This is a genomic window from Ensifer sp. EB106-03-01-XG145, from assembly GCF_058792075.1.
In genome coordinates this window covers 90,376-106,475 of sequence record NZ_JBYTEC010000014.1, presented here as the reverse complement: position 1 = coordinate 106,475, position 16,100 = coordinate 90,376, and the positions used below count along the sequence as shown (strand labels likewise).

The following is a 16,100-nucleotide window of genomic DNA, read 5'->3' as shown; positions in this document are numbered from 1 at the left end:
CACCCTGACGGGCTGTCAACCGGAGAAATCATGGCTATCAAGAGACGAATATTTGCGTTTGCCGCCAGCTTTTTTATGATCTTCGGAATATCGGCGCATGCCGCTGAACCCAGGCGAGGAAACCGACCTGCAGGCATGACGCAGCAGGAGCTCGACCGGTCTCTGTTCGATTTCTACAAGAAGTGGCGGTCAGTTTATCTTGTCCAGGGCTGCGGAGAGGGACGATATTATGTCGGCGTTGCAGCGGACGGAAAGGCAGTCGGTGGGGGAACCGCAAATTCAACAATCACAGTGTCCGAGGCCCACGGCTACGGGATGCTGATCTCTGTTTTGATGGCCGACTTCGATCCAAATGCGCGCGTGGTGTTTGATGGCATGGTTCGCTATTTCCACGACCATCCTGCCAAATCCGATCCAGGGCTCATGGCTTGGAATCAAGTTAAAGGCTGCGGCAACGCGTCTGCCGTGGCCGGTGACACCAGTGCGTCAGACGGCGATCTTGATATAGCTTACGCGTTACTCCTCGCGCACAAGAAATGGGGCAGTAGCGGCGATGTGAACTATCGCCAGGAAGCGTTAAAGGTGATCGCGGCGATCCGAAAGCACGACATCGATGCGGATAGCCACTTTGTGCGCATCGGCGACTGGGTGGATGATGTTGACGACGGGCAGTACGCTTCGACAAGCAGATCATCCGATTTCATGGTTTCGCATTTCAAGGTCTTTGCCGACAAGTCGGGCGATCCGAGCTGGTATCAGGTGCGCGATGAGACCTATTCAATTATGTCCGCGATCCGCGCGAAATACAGCCGGAACACTGCGTTGATGCCAGATTTTGTCGTTAACCTCCCCTCGAAGCCACGGCCGGCTGCCGCAAACTTCCTGGAGGGCGCTAACGACGGGGCCTATTCCTGGAATGCAGCTCGGTATCCTTGGCGGGTTGCTGTTGACTATCTACTTGACGGTGAACCGAGAGCGCTGGCGGCCCTCAAGCCGCTCAACAGTTGGGTGGTGCGTGCTACCGGTGGGGATCCCACAAAACTTGCTGACACTTATCTTCTAAGCGGCAAACCTGGCTCAGAAAGCGGGCGCAACTCAGTCGCGTTCGTGTCGATGCTCGCTGTCTCCGCTTCGATCGAACCATCCAACCAACGCTGGCTGAATTCATTATGGGCGAACATGTCGCAGCGAACCATCGCAGCTGAAGATTACTACGGCAATACACTGAAGTTGCTTGCCATGATCACGATTTCGGGCCATTGGGAAAAGCCTTGAAAACCTTGTGTTGCGCTGGGCTCTAGCCGAAAAAGCGCACTTGGCTTGCGCGTCGCGGCTCACGCCGCGGCGCTCTCGACTTTTTCAGGCGGACCTCTTGCATCTCCCATCTGCGGCATGATGGCGATACGATGAGGTCTCTCCCAACGCTATCAGTCATCATGAGTTCGTGGATCCGTTTGGGAAATCGTGTTAGCGCGGAAATACGGCTCGTCGCTCGCTACCATAATCTCACCTCGTCCGGTCTTAGTGCTCACTGACGAGGCACAGCCGCAACGCCTGCTCCATCCTGCGTGCCACCGAACATAGGTACCATTGCTGCGGCGCTGAAGTCGACACTTAGTGAAGCACCTGGAGACGAGCTGTCGGCCTTGGAGGATGCTGGAATGTCACGGCACCTCGTATTTGTTCCTCTCGCGAGTTTAGCGATTTTTTGAAAAAGCCAGTTGCGTTTGCGGCTCCTTTCTATATCTTATAACTTATAAGTTAGGGAGCAAAACGGGAGCTTGCCTTGTCAGTGCTACATTCTTCAAGCGGCCATCAAGCGATGGCGCTCAATGGCGCCGCATTGTCTGATGCGGAGGTTGAATTCCTTATAGAGCGCGCTCGGTTCGTCCGACTGGAAACGATCCGTTTGATATCGATCGCAAAGGTTGGCCATTACACCTCAGTGTTCTCGTGCGCAGAGATCTTTGCGGCGCTCTATTACGACGTGATGCGGATACGAAAGGGCGAGCCGGCGTGGGCGGATCGTGACCGCTTCCTCATGGGGAAGGGACATGCGGCCGTTGGTTTGTTTCCCATTCTCGCGGACCTCGGCTTCTTCGATCTGTCTTGGCTGGGCACCTATACGCGGCTGGGAAGCCCCCTCGGCGATCACCCTGACATGACCAAGGTGCCCGGCGTCGACTTCAGCTCAGGGTCCATCGGCCACGCCCTCTCGAATGGCGTCGGAATGCTCCTCGGCGGGCGCTTCCAGAATCGGGATTTCAACGCCTTTGTCCTGCTCGGGGACGGCGAGATGCAGGAAGGCCAGGTCTGGGAGGCCGCGCTGTCGGCCTCCAGCCATGGTCTCTCCAACCTCATCGCGATCGTGGATCGCAATGGCTACCAGCTCGACGGAAAGGTCGACGACATTCTCGCTGTCGAGCCGCTGGACGAGAAATGGCGCGCGTTCGGCTGGGAAGTCCACACGGTGAACGGCCACGATCTCCACGCGCTCACCACGCTTCTCCGACAGGTGAAGGCTGACAAGAGCCGCACCAAGCCGTGCTGCATCATCGCGCAGACGGTGAAGGGCAAGGGCATCGACTACATGGAAACGGAGCCCGGCTGGCATCTCGGATACCTCGGCGCGGAAGACGAGGTCAATGCCCGCGAAACAATCCTCAATACGGTGATTTCACAATGAACCAGCTGATTTCTAAGGACTCGTGGCAGTACCGCGAAGTCAACCGCCGCGCTCCCTCGCTTCCGACCCTGTCAAACGCCCTGATCGAACTTGCGGAGGCTGGTCATCCGGTGATGGCCGGGACAGCGGACCTGCAATACTCCAATGGTCTAGTCGCGTTTGCACAGCGCTATCCAGAGCGCTTTGTTCAATTCGGCATTTCAGAGCAGAACATGGTCTCGGCTGCGGCCGGGATGGCGACGACCGGAGTCATCCCTTATGTCGCCACGTTCGCCTCGTTTCTGGCGTTGCTCTGCTGCGAGCAGATACGCATGGACGTCGCTTATTGCAAGCAGCCAGTTCGCCTGATCGGGCATCATACTGGCATCTCGCTTGGTTTCTATGGGACCTCGCATCACGCAACGGAAGACATCGCGATCACGAGGAGCATCGCCAACCTCGCGGTCGTCTCCACTGCCGACGGACCTGCGCTCGCGGCGGCCCTCAAGGCGACGGTCGACTACCCGCTGCCGATTTACTTCCGCATCCACCGCGGTCACGACCCGGTCGTCTACGAGAACGGCGTCGAATTCCAGCTCGGCAAGGGGATCGTCCACGGAATCGGTACCGACCTGACGATCATCGCGGCGGGCTATCCGGTCCATGGAGCGAAGAAGGCCATGGAAGAGCTCAACGCGGCTGGTCACTCGGTCGGCCTGATCGACATGCATTCCATCAAGCCACTCGACGAGGAAGCAATCATCGAAGCGTCTGCGCGCTCGAAGATCATCCTGACGGTCGAAGAGCATAACATCCTCGGCGGTCTCGGCGGTGCCGTTGCGGAAGTTCTTGCGGAAAAAGGTAAAGGCGCGCGCCTGGTCCGGCATGGGATCAGGGACGAGTACAGCCTGATCGCGCCTCCGACCCACCTTTACCGGCACTACCGCCTCGACGGTGACGGCATTCGCGCTGTCGTACTCGAGAACGTCTAGGGAGACACCCGGTGACTACGAACAACGAAACTATTGCAAGCCGCGCCGAAGCCGTCATCCCAGGTGGCCTTCTCAGCCCCAGCCGTCGGTTGGGAGTGCCCATTGCCTTTTCCAGGGCAGAAGGCCCCTACCTCTATGACGCGGACGGAAACCGCTACACCGACTACCACTGCGCGTTCGGTGCCAACGTGCTCGGTCACCGAAACCCCGCAATCTCTGAAGCGATCGCCAAAGTCGGGGAAAGCCTCGATCTAGTCGGTGCAGGCGTGCTCGAACTCGAAGTTGAGGTGGCAGAGCTACTTGTTAACGCCATTCCCTGCGCCGACCAAGTCGCGTTCTGCAGCAGCGGATCGGAAGCCACCTATCACGCTCTCCGGCTGGCTAGGGCATATACCGGGCGAAAGCAGATCATCAAGTTCCAGGGCGGCTACCACGGCTGGCATGACTACGTCGCCATGAACGGGCAGTCGAGCCGCCAGATGATCAACTCGTTCGACCCGATGTCAGACGGCATCCTCTACGACGCGGCGCGGTACACGAAGGTATTTCCATACAACGACGCGAACGCCGTCGAGGAATACATCAGAGCCAATCCCGGCGAGGTTGCCGCGATCATAATCGAGCCGATCGCACACAACATGGGCGCGGTCATCGCCCAGAACCAGTTCCTGCGGGACCTCAGGAGGATCACCACCGAGAACGGCGTCGTGCTCATTTTCGACGAAGTGATCACCGGGTTCCGGCACGCGCTTGGTGGCTATCAGTCTATCGTCGGGATCACACCGGACCTAGCCACCTTCGGGAAGGCCGCGACTAGCGGCTATCCGATCGGCCTCGTTGCCGGAAAACGGGACATCATGGAGCGCGTCGGGCGAACAGGTGAGGGAGCCGTCTTTATGGGCGGAACCTTCAACGGGACGCCGTCGTCTCTGGCAGCCGTGAAAGCCACGATTGAAGAGCTGTCCAAACCTGGCGTCTACGACCGCCTGTTCGACCTCGGAAGCTATCTCCGCAACGAGATCGACGGGATCATCGCGCGCCATGGCATCAAGGCCCAGACAGCGGGATTCGGATCGGTCTGGCTCGTCTACTTCTTCGACGGCGAGTTCAAGGAATACGCCGACCTGCTCCGCAACGACAACGAGCTCGACATGCGCTTCCGCCGGGCGTTGATTGCCCAGCGGCATATATTCCAGCCTCTTCAGCTGAAGCGCCTCTATCTCTCGCTCAGCCACGACCAGAGCGTGCTGAACGACACTCTTGAGCTTATCGACACCACGATGGCTGACCTCGCCCGGTCGGCCGCAGCTTAGCTTCCGAACCTGATCTCAACAAAAAAGGGGAACCAATGAGACATCGGTTATTCGCATTGATGGCTACGGTTGCATGCATTGCGACCGCATCTCCCACACTTGCACGCGATCTTACGGTCGTCGGCTTCGGCGGCGCAACGCAGGAAGCCATGCGCGATACTCTGTTCAAGCCATACGAGCAGAAGTCGGGAGCGCCTCTTCTTGAGGAGACCTACACGGGGGGAATCGCCAAAGTGAAGGCGATGGTGGAGACAGGGACCACGACCTGGGACGTCGTGCAGATGGACGAGAACGAGATGATCCTCGCCTGTGACCAGGGACTTCTCGAAACGTTCAATTGGACGACCCTGCCGAGCTCGCCGGACATCATCGTGCCTGCGAAATCGGACTGCGGAGTGGGTGCTTTCGTATGGTCCAAGATACTGGCCTACGACGTCGACAAGACGACTGGCGTGACGTCTTGGACAGACTTCTGGGATGTCAAGAAGTGGCCGGGGAAGCGTGGCCTGCGCAAGCAGGCGCGGATGACGCTAGAAATCGCGCTCCTTGCGGACGGCGTCAAGCCGGAGGAGCTGTACAAGGTCCTGGCGACGAAAGCGGGGCAGGACCGCGCTTTCGCAAAGCTCGATCAGCTCAAGCCGAACATCCAGTGGTGGGAGAGCGGCGCTCAGCCGATGGAGTGGCTTGCTTCCGGGGAGGTCACCATGACCTCCGCCTACAATGGACGGGTCATCGCCGCCAACCAACAAGGCAAGCACTTCAAGATGTCGTGGACCAACCAGCTCTACGCCATGGACTTCTGGGCAATCCCCAGAGGTGGGAACAAGGACGAGGCGTTCGATCTCGTCACGTACATGACCAGCCCCGAACCACAGAAGGCTTTCGCGGAAAAGATGGTTTACGGCGTCACGAACGCCAAGGCGGCGGCCAGCATCTCGGCTGAAATCGCTCCGCAACTTCCCACGGCCGAACAGAACATGTCAGGCGCGCTGGCGCTTAGCACGCCGTTCTGGGTCGATCACGAAGAGGAACTGCAGCAGCGCTTCAATCGCTGGGTAGCCCAATAAGGAGGAGGAACTTTATGTCATATCGCAACCTTTTCGGCGGGCTATTGCTGCTCGCTAGCCTCGGCGTGACTTCCACCTCATTGGCTGATTCAGGCAAGCTGACGGTCGTCGGGGCGGGCGGTGTGCTTCAGGACGCCGAGCGGAAGGCTTTTTTCGAACCCTTCGCGACATCCTCGGGCGTAGCCGTCACCGAAGATTCCTACTCGGGCCAGATGGCTAAGGTCCGCGCCATGGTGTCGAGCGGCAGCGTCTCCTGGGACGTCATGCAGGTCGAGCAGAACACGCTTCTCTCGGGTTGCGCGGAGGGTCTCTTCGAAGAGCTCGACTGGAGCAAGATCGGCAAGAAGAAAGACTTCATTCCCGAGGCATACAGCGACTGCGGTGTCGGGGCGTTCGTCTGGTCGATGGTCCCGAGTTACGACAAGACCAAGTTGTCGGACGGACCAAAGAACTGGGCCGACTTCTGGGACTTGAAGAAGTGGCCTGGGAAACGCGGATTCCGGCAGACGGCGAAGATGACCCTTGAGATCGCGCTTCTCGCCGATGGCGTTCCGCCCGCTGAGGTTTACAAAGTACTTTCCACGAAGGCGGGGCAGGACCGTGCCTTTGCTAAGCTCGACCAGATCAAGCCCAACACTATCTGGTGGACGTCTGGGGCGGAGTCCCTTGAGCGGCTGGCGGCAGGCGATGTCGTCGCCACGGCAACCTTCAACGGTCGCGTGTCCGCCGCCAATGCGACAGGCAAGAACTTCGCCCTCATCTGGGACGGCCAAGTCTACGGCATAGACTATTGGGGCATTGTGAAGGGCTCCGCCAACCGCGAGAACGCGGAGAGGTTCATTGCGTTCGCAGCTTCCGATGCCGCGCAATCGGCCTTTCCGCAATACATCGCGTATGGCGTAACCAACAAGAAGGCCATCCAGCGCGTCAATCCCGAGCTAGCGAGGGACCTCCCGACGACTGAGGCGAACCTCCAATCCGCGGTCGGCCTCAACAGCGAGTTCTGGGCCGATAACGGCGAGGCACTCGAGGCGAGGTTCGCGACATGGCGAGCTCAATGACGGCCGACATCGTAGTGCGGCAGTCCTCCGGGACTGCCGCCGCCCAGCCGGGGCGCGCTTCCGCGCTCGCGGCTGGTTTCCGCGCCGACCGGAGAAGGCAGACCGTAATCTCGATCGCGCTGATCGGGCCGCTCGTCGCCTTCATCGTGTTCGCATTCGTATTACCGCTTGGAACGATGCTATTCTACGCAGTCAACAATCCCGAGGTCAGGAACGCCCTGCCTCGCACTCTCGAAGCTCTACGGTCGTGGGACGGCTCAGCCTCTCCGCCTGCGGCCGCTTACGAGGCCCTCGTTTCGGACATCAAATCCGACGTCGAGCCTAATGTGCTCGCGGAAGCTGGACGTCGACTGAATTACGAGATCACGGGGTTCCGGAGTCTGCTGGCCAAGACCATCCGCAACGTGCGCAACGCACCGATACAGTCGGCCCAGCAGCAACTCGTCGACATTGACGAGCAATGGAACGATCCCGCGTACTGGAGGGTGATCCAGCGCAACGGTTCGGCACTCACGGCCTTCTACCTGCTGTCTGCGGTCGATCTGCGCCCGGGAGACGACGGAGGGGTGAAGCTCGCTCCCCCGGAAGAGCGGTTGTTCCTCTCGACGCTCACACGTACGCTAACCATCAGCGCCTTAGTCACGATCATTTGCGTGCTTCTCGCATACCCGATCGCGAACGCGGTCGTTTCCGTTGGAGGGCGTTTCTCGGCGATCATGCTGGCCTGCGTGCTCCTGCCGTTCTGGACTTCCCTCCTTGTTCGGACAAGCGCCTGGATCGTGATCCTCCAGAAGGAAGGCATCGTGAACCGCGCGCTGCAGACTCTGGGCCTGACCAGCGCGCCACTCGAACTCGTGTTCAACAGGACGGGGCTCTACATCGCGATGGTGCACATCCTGCTGCCGTTCATGGTTCTGCCGTTGATCAGCGTGATGAAGGGCATCTCGCCGTCCTATGTCCGGGCTTCGTCGTCTCTGGGAGCGGGGCCGCTGACAACATTCGTCAGGGTCTATCTTCCGTTGACCCTGCCTGGCATCGGAGCAGGATGTCTCCTGACCTTCATTATCGCCGCCGGATACTACGTCACGCCGACCCTCGTCGGTGGCGCGTCAGATCAGATGCTCAGCTACTTCGTCGCCTTTTATGCGAATACGACGATCAACTGGGGCATGTCGGCCGCGCTTGGCGTCTTGCTTCTAGGCTGCATCCTGGGAATTTACATCATCGTCGGCAGGATCGTCGGGATCGGCCGCATAGTCGGGATGGAGTGAGCTATGCCATTGAGTATCAGACGGGTGCAGGTCGCATTCTCTATTCTGGCGATGGTGTTCCTGATCGGCCCGAGTCTCGCCATCATTCCGATCTCCTTCAGTTCGGCCAACTTCCTCTCGTATCCGCTGCCCGGCTTTTCCCTGCAGTGGTATTACAAGATACTTCAGCCGCACCCGTGGATGTCGGCGCTGCTGAACAGCCTGATTATCGGGGTGGGCGCAACCGTCGTCGCCAGCATCCTCGGCACGGTGGCAGCCCTCGGTCTTTCAAGGGGTCATCTTCCAGCCCGGTCGGCAATCCTCGCCGTCGTCATCTCGCCGATGATCGTCCCCGTCGTGATCAGCGGGGTGGGCATGTACTTTTTCTTTGCGAAGCTCGGTCTCGTGGCCTCCTTCCTCGGGCTGGTTCTCGCCCACGCGGTCCTTGCGGTTCCATTCGTTGTGATTACGGTAACGGCTACCCTCAAGAACTTCGACATGAACCTTGTCCGCGCTGCTGCGAGCCTCGGGGCATCGCCGTTCCACGCCTTCCGGACCGTAACGCTGCCACTGATCGCTCCCGGCGTGGTTTCCGGCGCGCTTTTCGCCTTCGTCTTCTCCTTCGACGAGGTCGTCGTGGCACTCTTCATCAGCGGGCCGGGTCAGCGAACATTGCCTCGCCAGATGTTCGACGGTCTCAGGGACAACATCGATCCGTCGATCCTTGCCATGTCGACCCTGCTCGTCATCATTTCAGTCGTCCTAATGGGCTGCGGAGCCCTTGTGCAGACACGCGCGGCGGCCAATAAGGCCACGGCGAGATAGCCCGGAGTAAGTCAAAGATGATTATAGTGACAGGTGCCACGCATGGTATCGGGCGCGCCTGCGTCGAGACGTTGGCGGCTGCCGGAAAACAGGTAGTCGCGACAGGTAGGGATGTCGCTGCCGGTGCGGAACTGGCAGCGGCCAACCCTAACATTACCTTCATGTCGGGTGACGTCAGCCAGGAGAGCGATTGCAAGCTGGTTGTGGAGCGCGCTCTGGAACTAAGTGAGGGGCGTCTCACGGGGTTGGTCAACAATGCCGGGATGTCGAAACGCATCTCGTTCGCGGATGCCACTCAGGTCGACTGGGACGAAGTTCTCGCCGTAAACGCTCGTAGCGCATTCCTCTTCACGCGCCACGCTCTCGAAGGACTACGGAAAGGACGTGGCTCGGTCGTCAACATTGCCAGCATTGCCGGAAAGACAGGAGAGGAAGGTCTCGCCGTCTACTGCGCTTCCAAGGCTGCCGTCATCGGGATGACGGAAGCGCTGGCTCTCGAGTTCGGGGAGGAGGTTCGCTTCAACGCCGTATGCCCCGGGCAGATCGCGACACGAATGATGAACAAGATCATGGCCGATCCGCTCAGGAAAAAGCAGTTGGAACTCCGTATACCCGCAAACCGCTTCGGAACCCCCGAGGAGGTCGCGGACGTGGTGGCATGGCTGCTTTCCGAACAATCTACCTACGTCAATGGGACCGTGATCACCGTAGACGGTGGTGAGACGGCAGGCTTGCGGACGCCTCGGGTAGCAGAAGTGTCCAACGGCTTATAAGAAGGAGGGTGGGAGCTATGCCAGCTTCCGCTCGTCGAAATATCTGAGGAGGCTCGTCGCCGCGCGGTTGATATCGTTTTCGATCGCAGCACGGGCCTTCTTTTTGTTCCCGGTCCTCAAAGCTTCCATCAAGTGCTCGTGCTCTTCAGCGCCCACGTACTCGTGCGGGATTTCCCTGTAGTAGACATTCAGGATCGGTCCCATGGAGACCCACATGCTCTCGATCTGCCCGATAAGCATCGGCATCTTCGAGAGACGGTAAACGCCGAAGTGGAAGGACCTGTTGGCGGTCCGGGCCGCTTCGAAGTCTCCTGCTTTCTCACCGGCAACGAAGGTCGAATGGAAGGTCTCGAGTTGCTTCGTGTCCTCTTCCCCAACGTTGTCCACCGCAAGCTCGGCAGCTAGTCCTTCAAGCGCCATCCTGATGAGCTTGATCTGGACATACCGGTCGCGGCTGAGTTCCGGTACGGTAACGAATCTGCCGGAGCGGAGTTCCAGCGCCTGCTCGCTGACAAGCCTGAGGCAGGCCTCGCGAACCGGGGTAACGCTGGTTCCCAGCTGCTCTGCAAGGTCCTGCATCAGCAGCCTCTCGCCGGGAGCGAAGTTCCCCACGATCAAGCCTTCGCGCACCTTGTTGTAAATGCGCGCGGATAGGCTGCCGATTTCCCCCGGCTGCATCTCCATGGTGTTCATTCAGATAACTCCTCATCGTCGGTTGCAGATTTACCGGAAACATTCGGAGCTGCCAACCCACTTATATCTTATAATAACCATGCGGATTGGGCGGTGCGATAAAAAAGTTACCGAGCCCTCGCCAAATCGCTTGCAACCCTCCTCTGATAACTTATAACTTATAAATTACCAAGACAAATTCGGAGGGCATTGCTTTGCTGAACTCGCTTAGAGCACGCGACATGGCGTACCATTTCCATTCCCAGACCAATCCGCGTCGTCACGATCTTGACGGTCCGCTGATGATCACGAAGGGGGACGGCTGCTACGTTATTGACGAGCTCGGTAACCGCTACATTGAGGGAATGGGAGGTCTGTGGTGCGCTTCGCTCGGCTTCGAAAACGAGCGCCTGGCAGAGGTAGCGGCCGCGCAGATGAAGACGCTTGCTACTTATCACACCTTCAATCATCGCTCCAATGATCCCTGTGTTGACGCTGTGGAACAGGTGGCCGAGCTGTCGCCAATCCCGGGAAGCAGGGTGTTCCTGGTCAACTCCGGTTCCGAGGCGAACGACACGATGGTCAAGCTCGCCTGGTATTACAACATCGCGCGCGGCAAGCCATCGAAGCGGAAGATCATCAGCCGAAAGGGCGCATTTCACGGCAGCACGGTTATGGGAGCAGCTCTGGGCGGCCTGCCGCACATGCATGAGAGCTTCAATCTGCCTGGCCTCAACGTCCTCTATGCGCAGAAGCCCCACTTCTACAAATACGGCTTGCCGGGTGAATCCGAGGAAGCCTACTGCGGTCGCCTCATCGTCGACCTGGAAAATCTGATCGCGGCAGAGGGGCCCGATAGGATCGCTGCGATGATCGCCGAGCCGATCATGGGGGCAGGCGGGGTTGTTACGCCTCCCGCCGGATACTTCCCGCGCGTCCGGGAAATTCTCACGCGCCACGACATTCTCCTCCTTTCCGACGAGGTAGTTTGTGGCTTCGGACGTAGCGGCAATTGGTTCGGATGCGAGACTTTCGGCTTTGTGCCGGACATGATGTCGATCGCGAAGGGCCTGTCGTCGGGCTACGTCCCGATCGCCGCTGCGGTGATCGGGGACCACGTGTACCAAACGATCGCCGACGAGGCGGACCGCATCGGAGTCTTCGGTCACGGCTTCACCTATTCTGGTCATCCTGTAACAGCGGCCGTGGCCGCCGAGGTTCTCCGCACTTACCGGGAGATGGATGTCCCTGGCCGTGCGCGGGAGCTCGGAAATCACCTTTTCGACAAGCTCGAGGCGTCAATCGCAAAACACCCATTGGTAGGCGAAATACGGGGAGCGGGCTTCCTCGCGGGGATTGAGCTCGTTGCCGATAAGGCAACGAGAACGCCATTCGATCCGGCTCTCAAGGTGGGAGTGTTTGTCGAACGGCGCTGCCGCGCCCACGGGGTCATGATCCGCAATATGGGCGATGTGATCTCCATTTGTCCGCCCTTCATCATGACGAAGTCTCAGATCGACGAGCTTGTTAGCGGCATCGCCGCAGCACTCGACGACGCTGCGGCCGAAATCCAGAAGTGAGCGCGAGCCATGGATGAACTCACAGAACTCGATCTTACCGCGCAGGCCGCGCTTGTTAAGGCGGGGCAGGTGGTCGCGGAGGAGTTGCTCGAAGCGGCCATACGGCGGGCGGAAAAGACGAACCCCCAGGTGAACGCGATCATCAGGCCGCTTCATGACGAGGCCCGCCGGGAAGCGCGGGCAGCAAATAAGGACAGCGTCTTCTCCGGAGCGCCGTTTCTCGTCAAGGACCTGTACTGCCACATGGCCGGGGTGCCCACGACGGGTGCTTCGGAGATCACGAAGGACTTCGTGCCGGACCACGACAGCCAGCTGATGCGAAGATACCGAAAGGCCGGCCTTAGCACGTTCGGGAAAACCAACCTTTGTGAGTTCGGCACCCTGGGGACTACGGAACCCAAGCTCTTTGGGCCGACCCGCAATCCGTGGGATACCTCGCGATCAAGCGGAGGTTCGAGCGGCGGCGCTGGAGCCGCCGTCGCGGCGGGTATTGTTCCCGCCGCGCATGGCGGCGACGGTGCAGGGTCGATCCGAATCCCGGCGTCGTGTTGCGGCGTGTTTGGCCTGAAGCCGTCGCGGGGCAGGATCACTCTTGGCCCGGACCTTGGTGACAGCACGGGCGGGATCGTCAACGAACACGTCCTCTCGATGACGGTGCGGGACAGTGCGGCGCTGCTCGATGCAACTCGCGGAGCGATGGCTGGAGACCCGTATACCGCACCCCCTCCGGAGCGGGGCTATGCCGAGGCCGCGAAGTCAAGACCGGGAAGGCTCCGGATCGCGTTCAGCACCACATCCTTGCTCGGCACCCATGTCGATCCCGAATGCGTCAATGCGACATTCGAGACGGCCAAGCTCTGTGAAAGCCTGGGCCATGAGGTCGTTGAGGCCAGCCCGCAACTGGATGCGGAGACTTATCGAACCTACTACAAGCGGTTCTGGGCAATGACTGCCACGAGAGCCATCACGGCTCTCGCACGCAGCAGGAACGTCACCCCGGAAAGCCTTGCCTCCGGCGTTGAGCCCTTCAATAAGTATCTTTACGGCGTGGGCGCGGGGGTAACGGCAGCCGACTATCTGGTAGACCTCAACTGGTTCCATGGCGTAGGCCGGATTATCGCGACGTTCCTCGGCGACTTCGATCTCTGGCTCACACCCACCCTCGGATCACCACCACCTTTGCTCGGTCACTTCGACGCTGATATCCATGGCGGCGAGGAAGTCATGGAGCGGTTCCTCCAGTTCCTGGCTTTCACCACTTTCGCGAACATGGCTGGCCTGCCGTCCATGAGCGTGCCTGTCTACTGGACTAGCAGCGGGCTTCCAATCGGCACGCAGTTCACGGGCCGCTTCAACGATGAAGGGACGCTTTTCCAGCTTGCGGCCCAACTTGAGGAAGCGCGTCCCTGGACAGGCAGACGACCTCCGGTTCACGCAGCGGCATAAACGCATCACGAAAAAGGGGAACCGTTATGTCATCATCCAACTACGTAGAATTCATCAATGTCGACAAGAGCTACGACGGTCGCAATCTCGTCGTTGACGACCTCAGCCTCTCGATCTCGCAAGGCGAGTTCCTGACGATGTTGGGGCCTTCCGGCTCCGGCAAGACGACAAGCCTGATGATGCTCGCGGGCTTTGAGGCACCAAGCGGAGGCCATATCCGCATTGCGGGGCGCTCACTGGATTCAGTGCCGCCTCATCGCCGCAACATCGGAATGGTGTTCCAGAACTACGCGCTCTTCCCGCATATGACCGTCGCGGAGAACCTGGATTACCCGCTCCGCGTTCGCAAGGCCGCCAAGGCCGAGCGCGAAAACCGTGTTCGCAAAGTCCTCGATGTTGTCCAGATGGGAGCCTTCGCCGATCGCAAGCCTGCACAACTTTCCGGCGGGCAACAGCAGCGTATTGCCCTGGCGCGCGCTATCGTTTTCGAGCCCGATGTCGTGCTTATGGACGAGCCGTTGGGGGCTCTGGATAAGAACCTGCGCGAGCATCTCCAGCTGGAGATCAAGCACCTGCACGAGCGCCTCGGCATCACTATCGTCTACGTGACCCACGACCAGTCGGAGGCGCTGACGATGTCCGACCGCGTCGCAGTGTTCAATGCGGGAAAGATCGAACAACTAGCTCATCCAGCCGAGTTGTACGAGCGGCCCGCTACAGCTTTTGTGGCAGGCTTTATCGGGGAGAATAACCGTCTGGCCGGGCACATTTCCGGGCATAACGGCGATGAATACGCGGTGCAGACAGAGACCGGTCACAGCATGGTCGTTCGCAGCAGCGAGCCCTTTAGGGAGCGCCAGCGGGTCATCGTCTCGGTGCGCCCGGAGCGCTTGAGAATTGGCTCCGCAGACGCATGCACCAATTCCTGTGGCGGAACCGTCGAGGAGGTGATCTATCTCGGGGACCACAAGCGCGTGCATGTCAGGCTCGACGCGACCTCCACACTGGTGGCGAAGGTCCCCAACGCCGGCACGAACATCGACATTAAGCCGTCTCAGGTGCTGTCCCTCGGGTGGGACAGCAGTGACGCAGTCCTGATCCCGGCTTGAATTTCAGGGAGCAAATATCATGGCTAGCTCCCGAGACCTCAAGCTGACCCCGAGCTGCCCCCGGACCAGGCTTTCGACTCAAGGACTTGGATCGAGGCACGGCGGGACAAACGCATCTGGGCGGTCGCCGAGGTGTACGAGGCGGCTTCCTTCGGCGGCCTGAGATGAAGGTTGTCTGTTCGACCCATCATCGGGCACACTTTCCAGGCAATGTGGTCGAGAATGGCGTGGCGCGTTCCAGCCGTGATGTCCCGGAAAGACTGGACGCCCTGCTGCGTGCGGTCAAGAGCGCGTCCCTTGAAATCGTGGACGCCACGGACCACGGCCGCGCTCCGCTAGCTACGGTTCACTCGGCCGCTTACCTCGACTTTCTGGCCACCGCGTACCAGGAATGGAAAAGCTCTGGTCTGCCCGCGCGGGTGATTCCTGCCGTGTTCGAGACCAGACGCCCGGCTTGCCGCGATGACTGGAGCGTAATCGCCAAGGCGGGCTTTCATCTGCGGGATCAGATCACTCCCGTGAACGAAGGTACTTGGCTTGCTGCCTACTGGGCGGCGCAGGCGGCGCTCCCGGCAGCTGAGCTCGTTAAAAACGGTGAACGGCAGGTTTATGCCCTCTGCCGTCCGTCAGGTCACCATGCCGGACGCGATTTCGGTGGAGGAGCAACTTACTTGAACAACGTTGCTATTGCCGCGAAGTGGTTCGCCGGAGAAGCGGAACGGGTGGCGATAATTGATATCGATGTACACCACGGCAATGGAACCCAGGACATTTTCTGGAACGATGATCGAGTCTTCTTCTCCTCCGTCCACCGCAGCCCTAAGGGATACTACCCTCACTTCACGGGATACCGCGATGAGGTTGGCGGTCCTGGGGCAACGGGGTCCACGCTCAACTGGCCGATGCGAGAGGGCGCTGCGGATGTTGAGTTCGTAGAAGGGTTCAGAACATGCTTATTTGCAGCCCTGAAGCACGATCCGGTCGCTATCTTCGTCTCGTTAGGATTCGACGCTCTCGCCACCGATCCAGCCAACGGGTTACGGGTGACCGAGAAGGCATACGAGACGATTGGTACCATGTTGGGTTCCATTGAGGTTCCTCTCCTTCTCGTACAGGAAGGCGGATACGATCTCGGAACGCTCGAGACAGTCGCGCGGCGGTTCCTTTCTGGTTTAGGTATTGCACGGTGAAGAAAGACGTCTGCCCGTCCATACGTCTTACTCCAAGAGGAACGCGACAGTGCCGCGCGTGATCGGCAAGTCGGCGTCGAACTTGGCTATTCAATCGCGTCCGCGACCAAAAGGGGCTCGCGGGGACAAACGATGATCTCACCCACATCAACGTCAA

The 16,100-nt window shown here is 59.6% G+C and carries 14 protein-coding genes; 13 read left to right on the top strand and 1 reads right to left on the bottom strand.

Going from position 1 to position 16,100, the window contains the following annotated elements; translation table 11 throughout:
- Positions 1–30 precede the first annotated feature (30 nt).
- The 9 genes from AC3WWH_RS26190 (at position 31) to AC3WWH_RS26150 (ending at position 9,946) form a co-directional block, all read left to right on the top strand.
- Positions 31–1,275, top strand: coding sequence for a family 8 glycosyl hydrolase (locus AC3WWH_RS26190; protein WP_082640961.1), 1,245 nt, complete (start codon positions 31–33; stop codon positions 1,273–1,275).
- A 547-nt stretch (positions 1,276–1,822) separates the two neighbouring features.
- A complete protein-coding gene (locus AC3WWH_RS26185) occupies positions 1,823–2,686 on the top strand; it encodes a transketolase (protein WP_058323368.1) in 864 nt (287 codons plus the stop codon).
- Positions 2,683–3,657 carry a transketolase family protein gene (locus tag AC3WWH_RS26180; protein WP_058323369.1) on the top strand — a complete coding sequence of 325 codons (975 nt, stop codon included), beginning with the start codon at positions 2,683–2,685 and terminating at the stop codon, positions 3,655–3,657. The genes AC3WWH_RS26185 and AC3WWH_RS26180 overlap by 4 nt, the downstream gene beginning before the upstream one ends.
- Before the next feature lie 11 nt (positions 3,658–3,668).
- On the top strand, positions 3,669–4,970 hold the full coding sequence (locus tag AC3WWH_RS26175) for an aspartate aminotransferase family protein (protein WP_058323370.1): 1,302 nt from the start codon (positions 3,669–3,671) through the stop codon (positions 4,968–4,970).
- Between the two features lie 35 nt (positions 4,971–5,005).
- Positions 5,006–6,037, top strand: a complete 1,032-nt coding sequence (locus AC3WWH_RS26170) for an ABC transporter substrate-binding protein (RefSeq protein WP_058323371.1) — start codon at positions 5,006–5,008, stop codon at positions 6,035–6,037.
- Between the two features lie 14 nt (positions 6,038–6,051).
- Entirely contained in the window at positions 6,052–7,098 is a 1,047-nt protein-coding gene (locus tag AC3WWH_RS26165) for an ABC transporter substrate-binding protein (RefSeq protein WP_058323372.1), read from the top strand.
- Positions 7,095–8,369, top strand: a complete 1,275-nt coding sequence (locus AC3WWH_RS26160) for an ABC transporter permease (RefSeq protein ID WP_063891508.1) — start codon at positions 7,095–7,097, stop codon at positions 8,367–8,369. Before AC3WWH_RS26165 ends, AC3WWH_RS26160 begins: the two co-directional genes overlap by 4 nt.
- Positions 8,370–8,372: 3 nt before the next feature.
- Entirely contained in the window at positions 8,373–9,173 is an 801-nt protein-coding gene (locus tag AC3WWH_RS26155; protein ID WP_058323373.1) for an ABC transporter permease, read from the top strand.
- 17 nt (positions 9,174–9,190) lie between these two features.
- Positions 9,191–9,946 (top strand): SDR family NAD(P)-dependent oxidoreductase, encoded by a 756-nt coding sequence (locus tag AC3WWH_RS26150; RefSeq protein ID WP_058323374.1) that lies wholly within the window; start codon positions 9,191–9,193, stop codon positions 9,944–9,946.
- A 15-nt stretch (positions 9,947–9,961) separates the two neighbouring features.
- Here the strand turns inward: AC3WWH_RS26150 and AC3WWH_RS26145 are convergent, their stop codons facing one another.
- Positions 9,962–10,639 carry a GntR family transcriptional regulator gene (locus tag AC3WWH_RS26145; protein ID WP_058323375.1) on the bottom strand — a complete coding sequence of 226 codons (678 nt, stop codon included), beginning with the start codon at positions 10,637–10,639 and terminating at the stop codon, positions 9,962–9,964.
- Positions 10,640–10,833: 194 nt separating this feature from the next.
- On the opposite strand from AC3WWH_RS26145, the gene AC3WWH_RS26140 reads away from it, so the two are divergent.
- The 4 genes from AC3WWH_RS26140 (at position 10,834) to AC3WWH_RS26125 (ending at position 15,943) form a co-directional block, all read left to right on the top strand.
- Positions 10,834–12,198 carry an aminotransferase gene (locus tag AC3WWH_RS26140; protein ID WP_082640963.1) on the top strand — a complete coding sequence of 455 codons (1,365 nt, stop codon included), beginning with the start codon at positions 10,834–10,836 and terminating at the stop codon, positions 12,196–12,198.
- Positions 12,199–12,207: 9 nt separating this feature from the next.
- Entirely contained in the window at positions 12,208–13,644 is a 1,437-nt protein-coding gene (locus AC3WWH_RS26135; protein ID WP_058323376.1) for an amidase, read from the top strand.
- A 26-nt stretch (positions 13,645–13,670) separates the two neighbouring features.
- Entirely contained in the window at positions 13,671–14,753 is a 1,083-nt protein-coding gene (locus AC3WWH_RS26130) for an ABC transporter ATP-binding protein (RefSeq protein WP_058323377.1), read from the top strand.
- Between the two features lie 164 nt (positions 14,754–14,917).
- On the top strand, positions 14,918–15,943 hold the full coding sequence (locus AC3WWH_RS26125; RefSeq protein ID WP_058323378.1) for a histone deacetylase family protein: 1,026 nt from the start codon (positions 14,918–14,920) through the stop codon (positions 15,941–15,943).
- Positions 15,944–16,100: the final 157 nt, after the last annotated feature.

Bases quoted from the DNA above. Each gene is read 5' to 3' on its own strand.
- AC3WWH_RS26135 (WP_058323376.1), top strand. From the start codon at position 12,208: ATGGATGAACTCACAGAACTCGATCTTACCGCGCAGGCCGCGCTTGTT.
- AC3WWH_RS26155 (WP_058323373.1), top strand. From the start codon at position 8,373: ATGCCATTGAGTATCAGACGGGTGCAGGTCGCATTCTCTATTCTGGCG.
- AC3WWH_RS26180 (WP_058323369.1), top strand. From the start codon at position 2,683: ATGAACCAGCTGATTTCTAAGGACTCGTGGCAGTACCGCGAAGTCAAC.
- AC3WWH_RS26145 (WP_058323375.1), bottom strand. From the start codon at position 10,639: ATGAACACCATGGAGATGCAGCCGGGGGAAATCGGCAGCCTATCCGCG.
- AC3WWH_RS26190 (WP_082640961.1), top strand. From the start codon at position 31: ATGGCTATCAAGAGACGAATATTTGCGTTTGCCGCCAGCTTTTTTATG.
- AC3WWH_RS26150 (WP_058323374.1), top strand. From the start codon at position 9,191: ATGATTATAGTGACAGGTGCCACGCATGGTATCGGGCGCGCCTGCGTC.
- AC3WWH_RS26170 (WP_058323371.1), top strand. From the start codon at position 5,006: ATGAGACATCGGTTATTCGCATTGATGGCTACGGTTGCATGCATTGCG.
- AC3WWH_RS26185 (WP_058323368.1), top strand. From the start codon at position 1,823: ATGGCGCTCAATGGCGCCGCATTGTCTGATGCGGAGGTTGAATTCCTT.
- AC3WWH_RS26160 (WP_063891508.1), top strand. From the start codon at position 7,095: ATGACGGCCGACATCGTAGTGCGGCAGTCCTCCGGGACTGCCGCCGCC.
- AC3WWH_RS26130 (WP_058323377.1), top strand. From the start codon at position 13,671: ATGTCATCATCCAACTACGTAGAATTCATCAATGTCGACAAGAGCTAC.
- AC3WWH_RS26165 (WP_058323372.1), top strand. From the start codon at position 6,052: ATGTCATATCGCAACCTTTTCGGCGGGCTATTGCTGCTCGCTAGCCTC.
- AC3WWH_RS26125 (WP_058323378.1), top strand. From the start codon at position 14,918: ATGAAGGTTGTCTGTTCGACCCATCATCGGGCACACTTTCCAGGCAAT.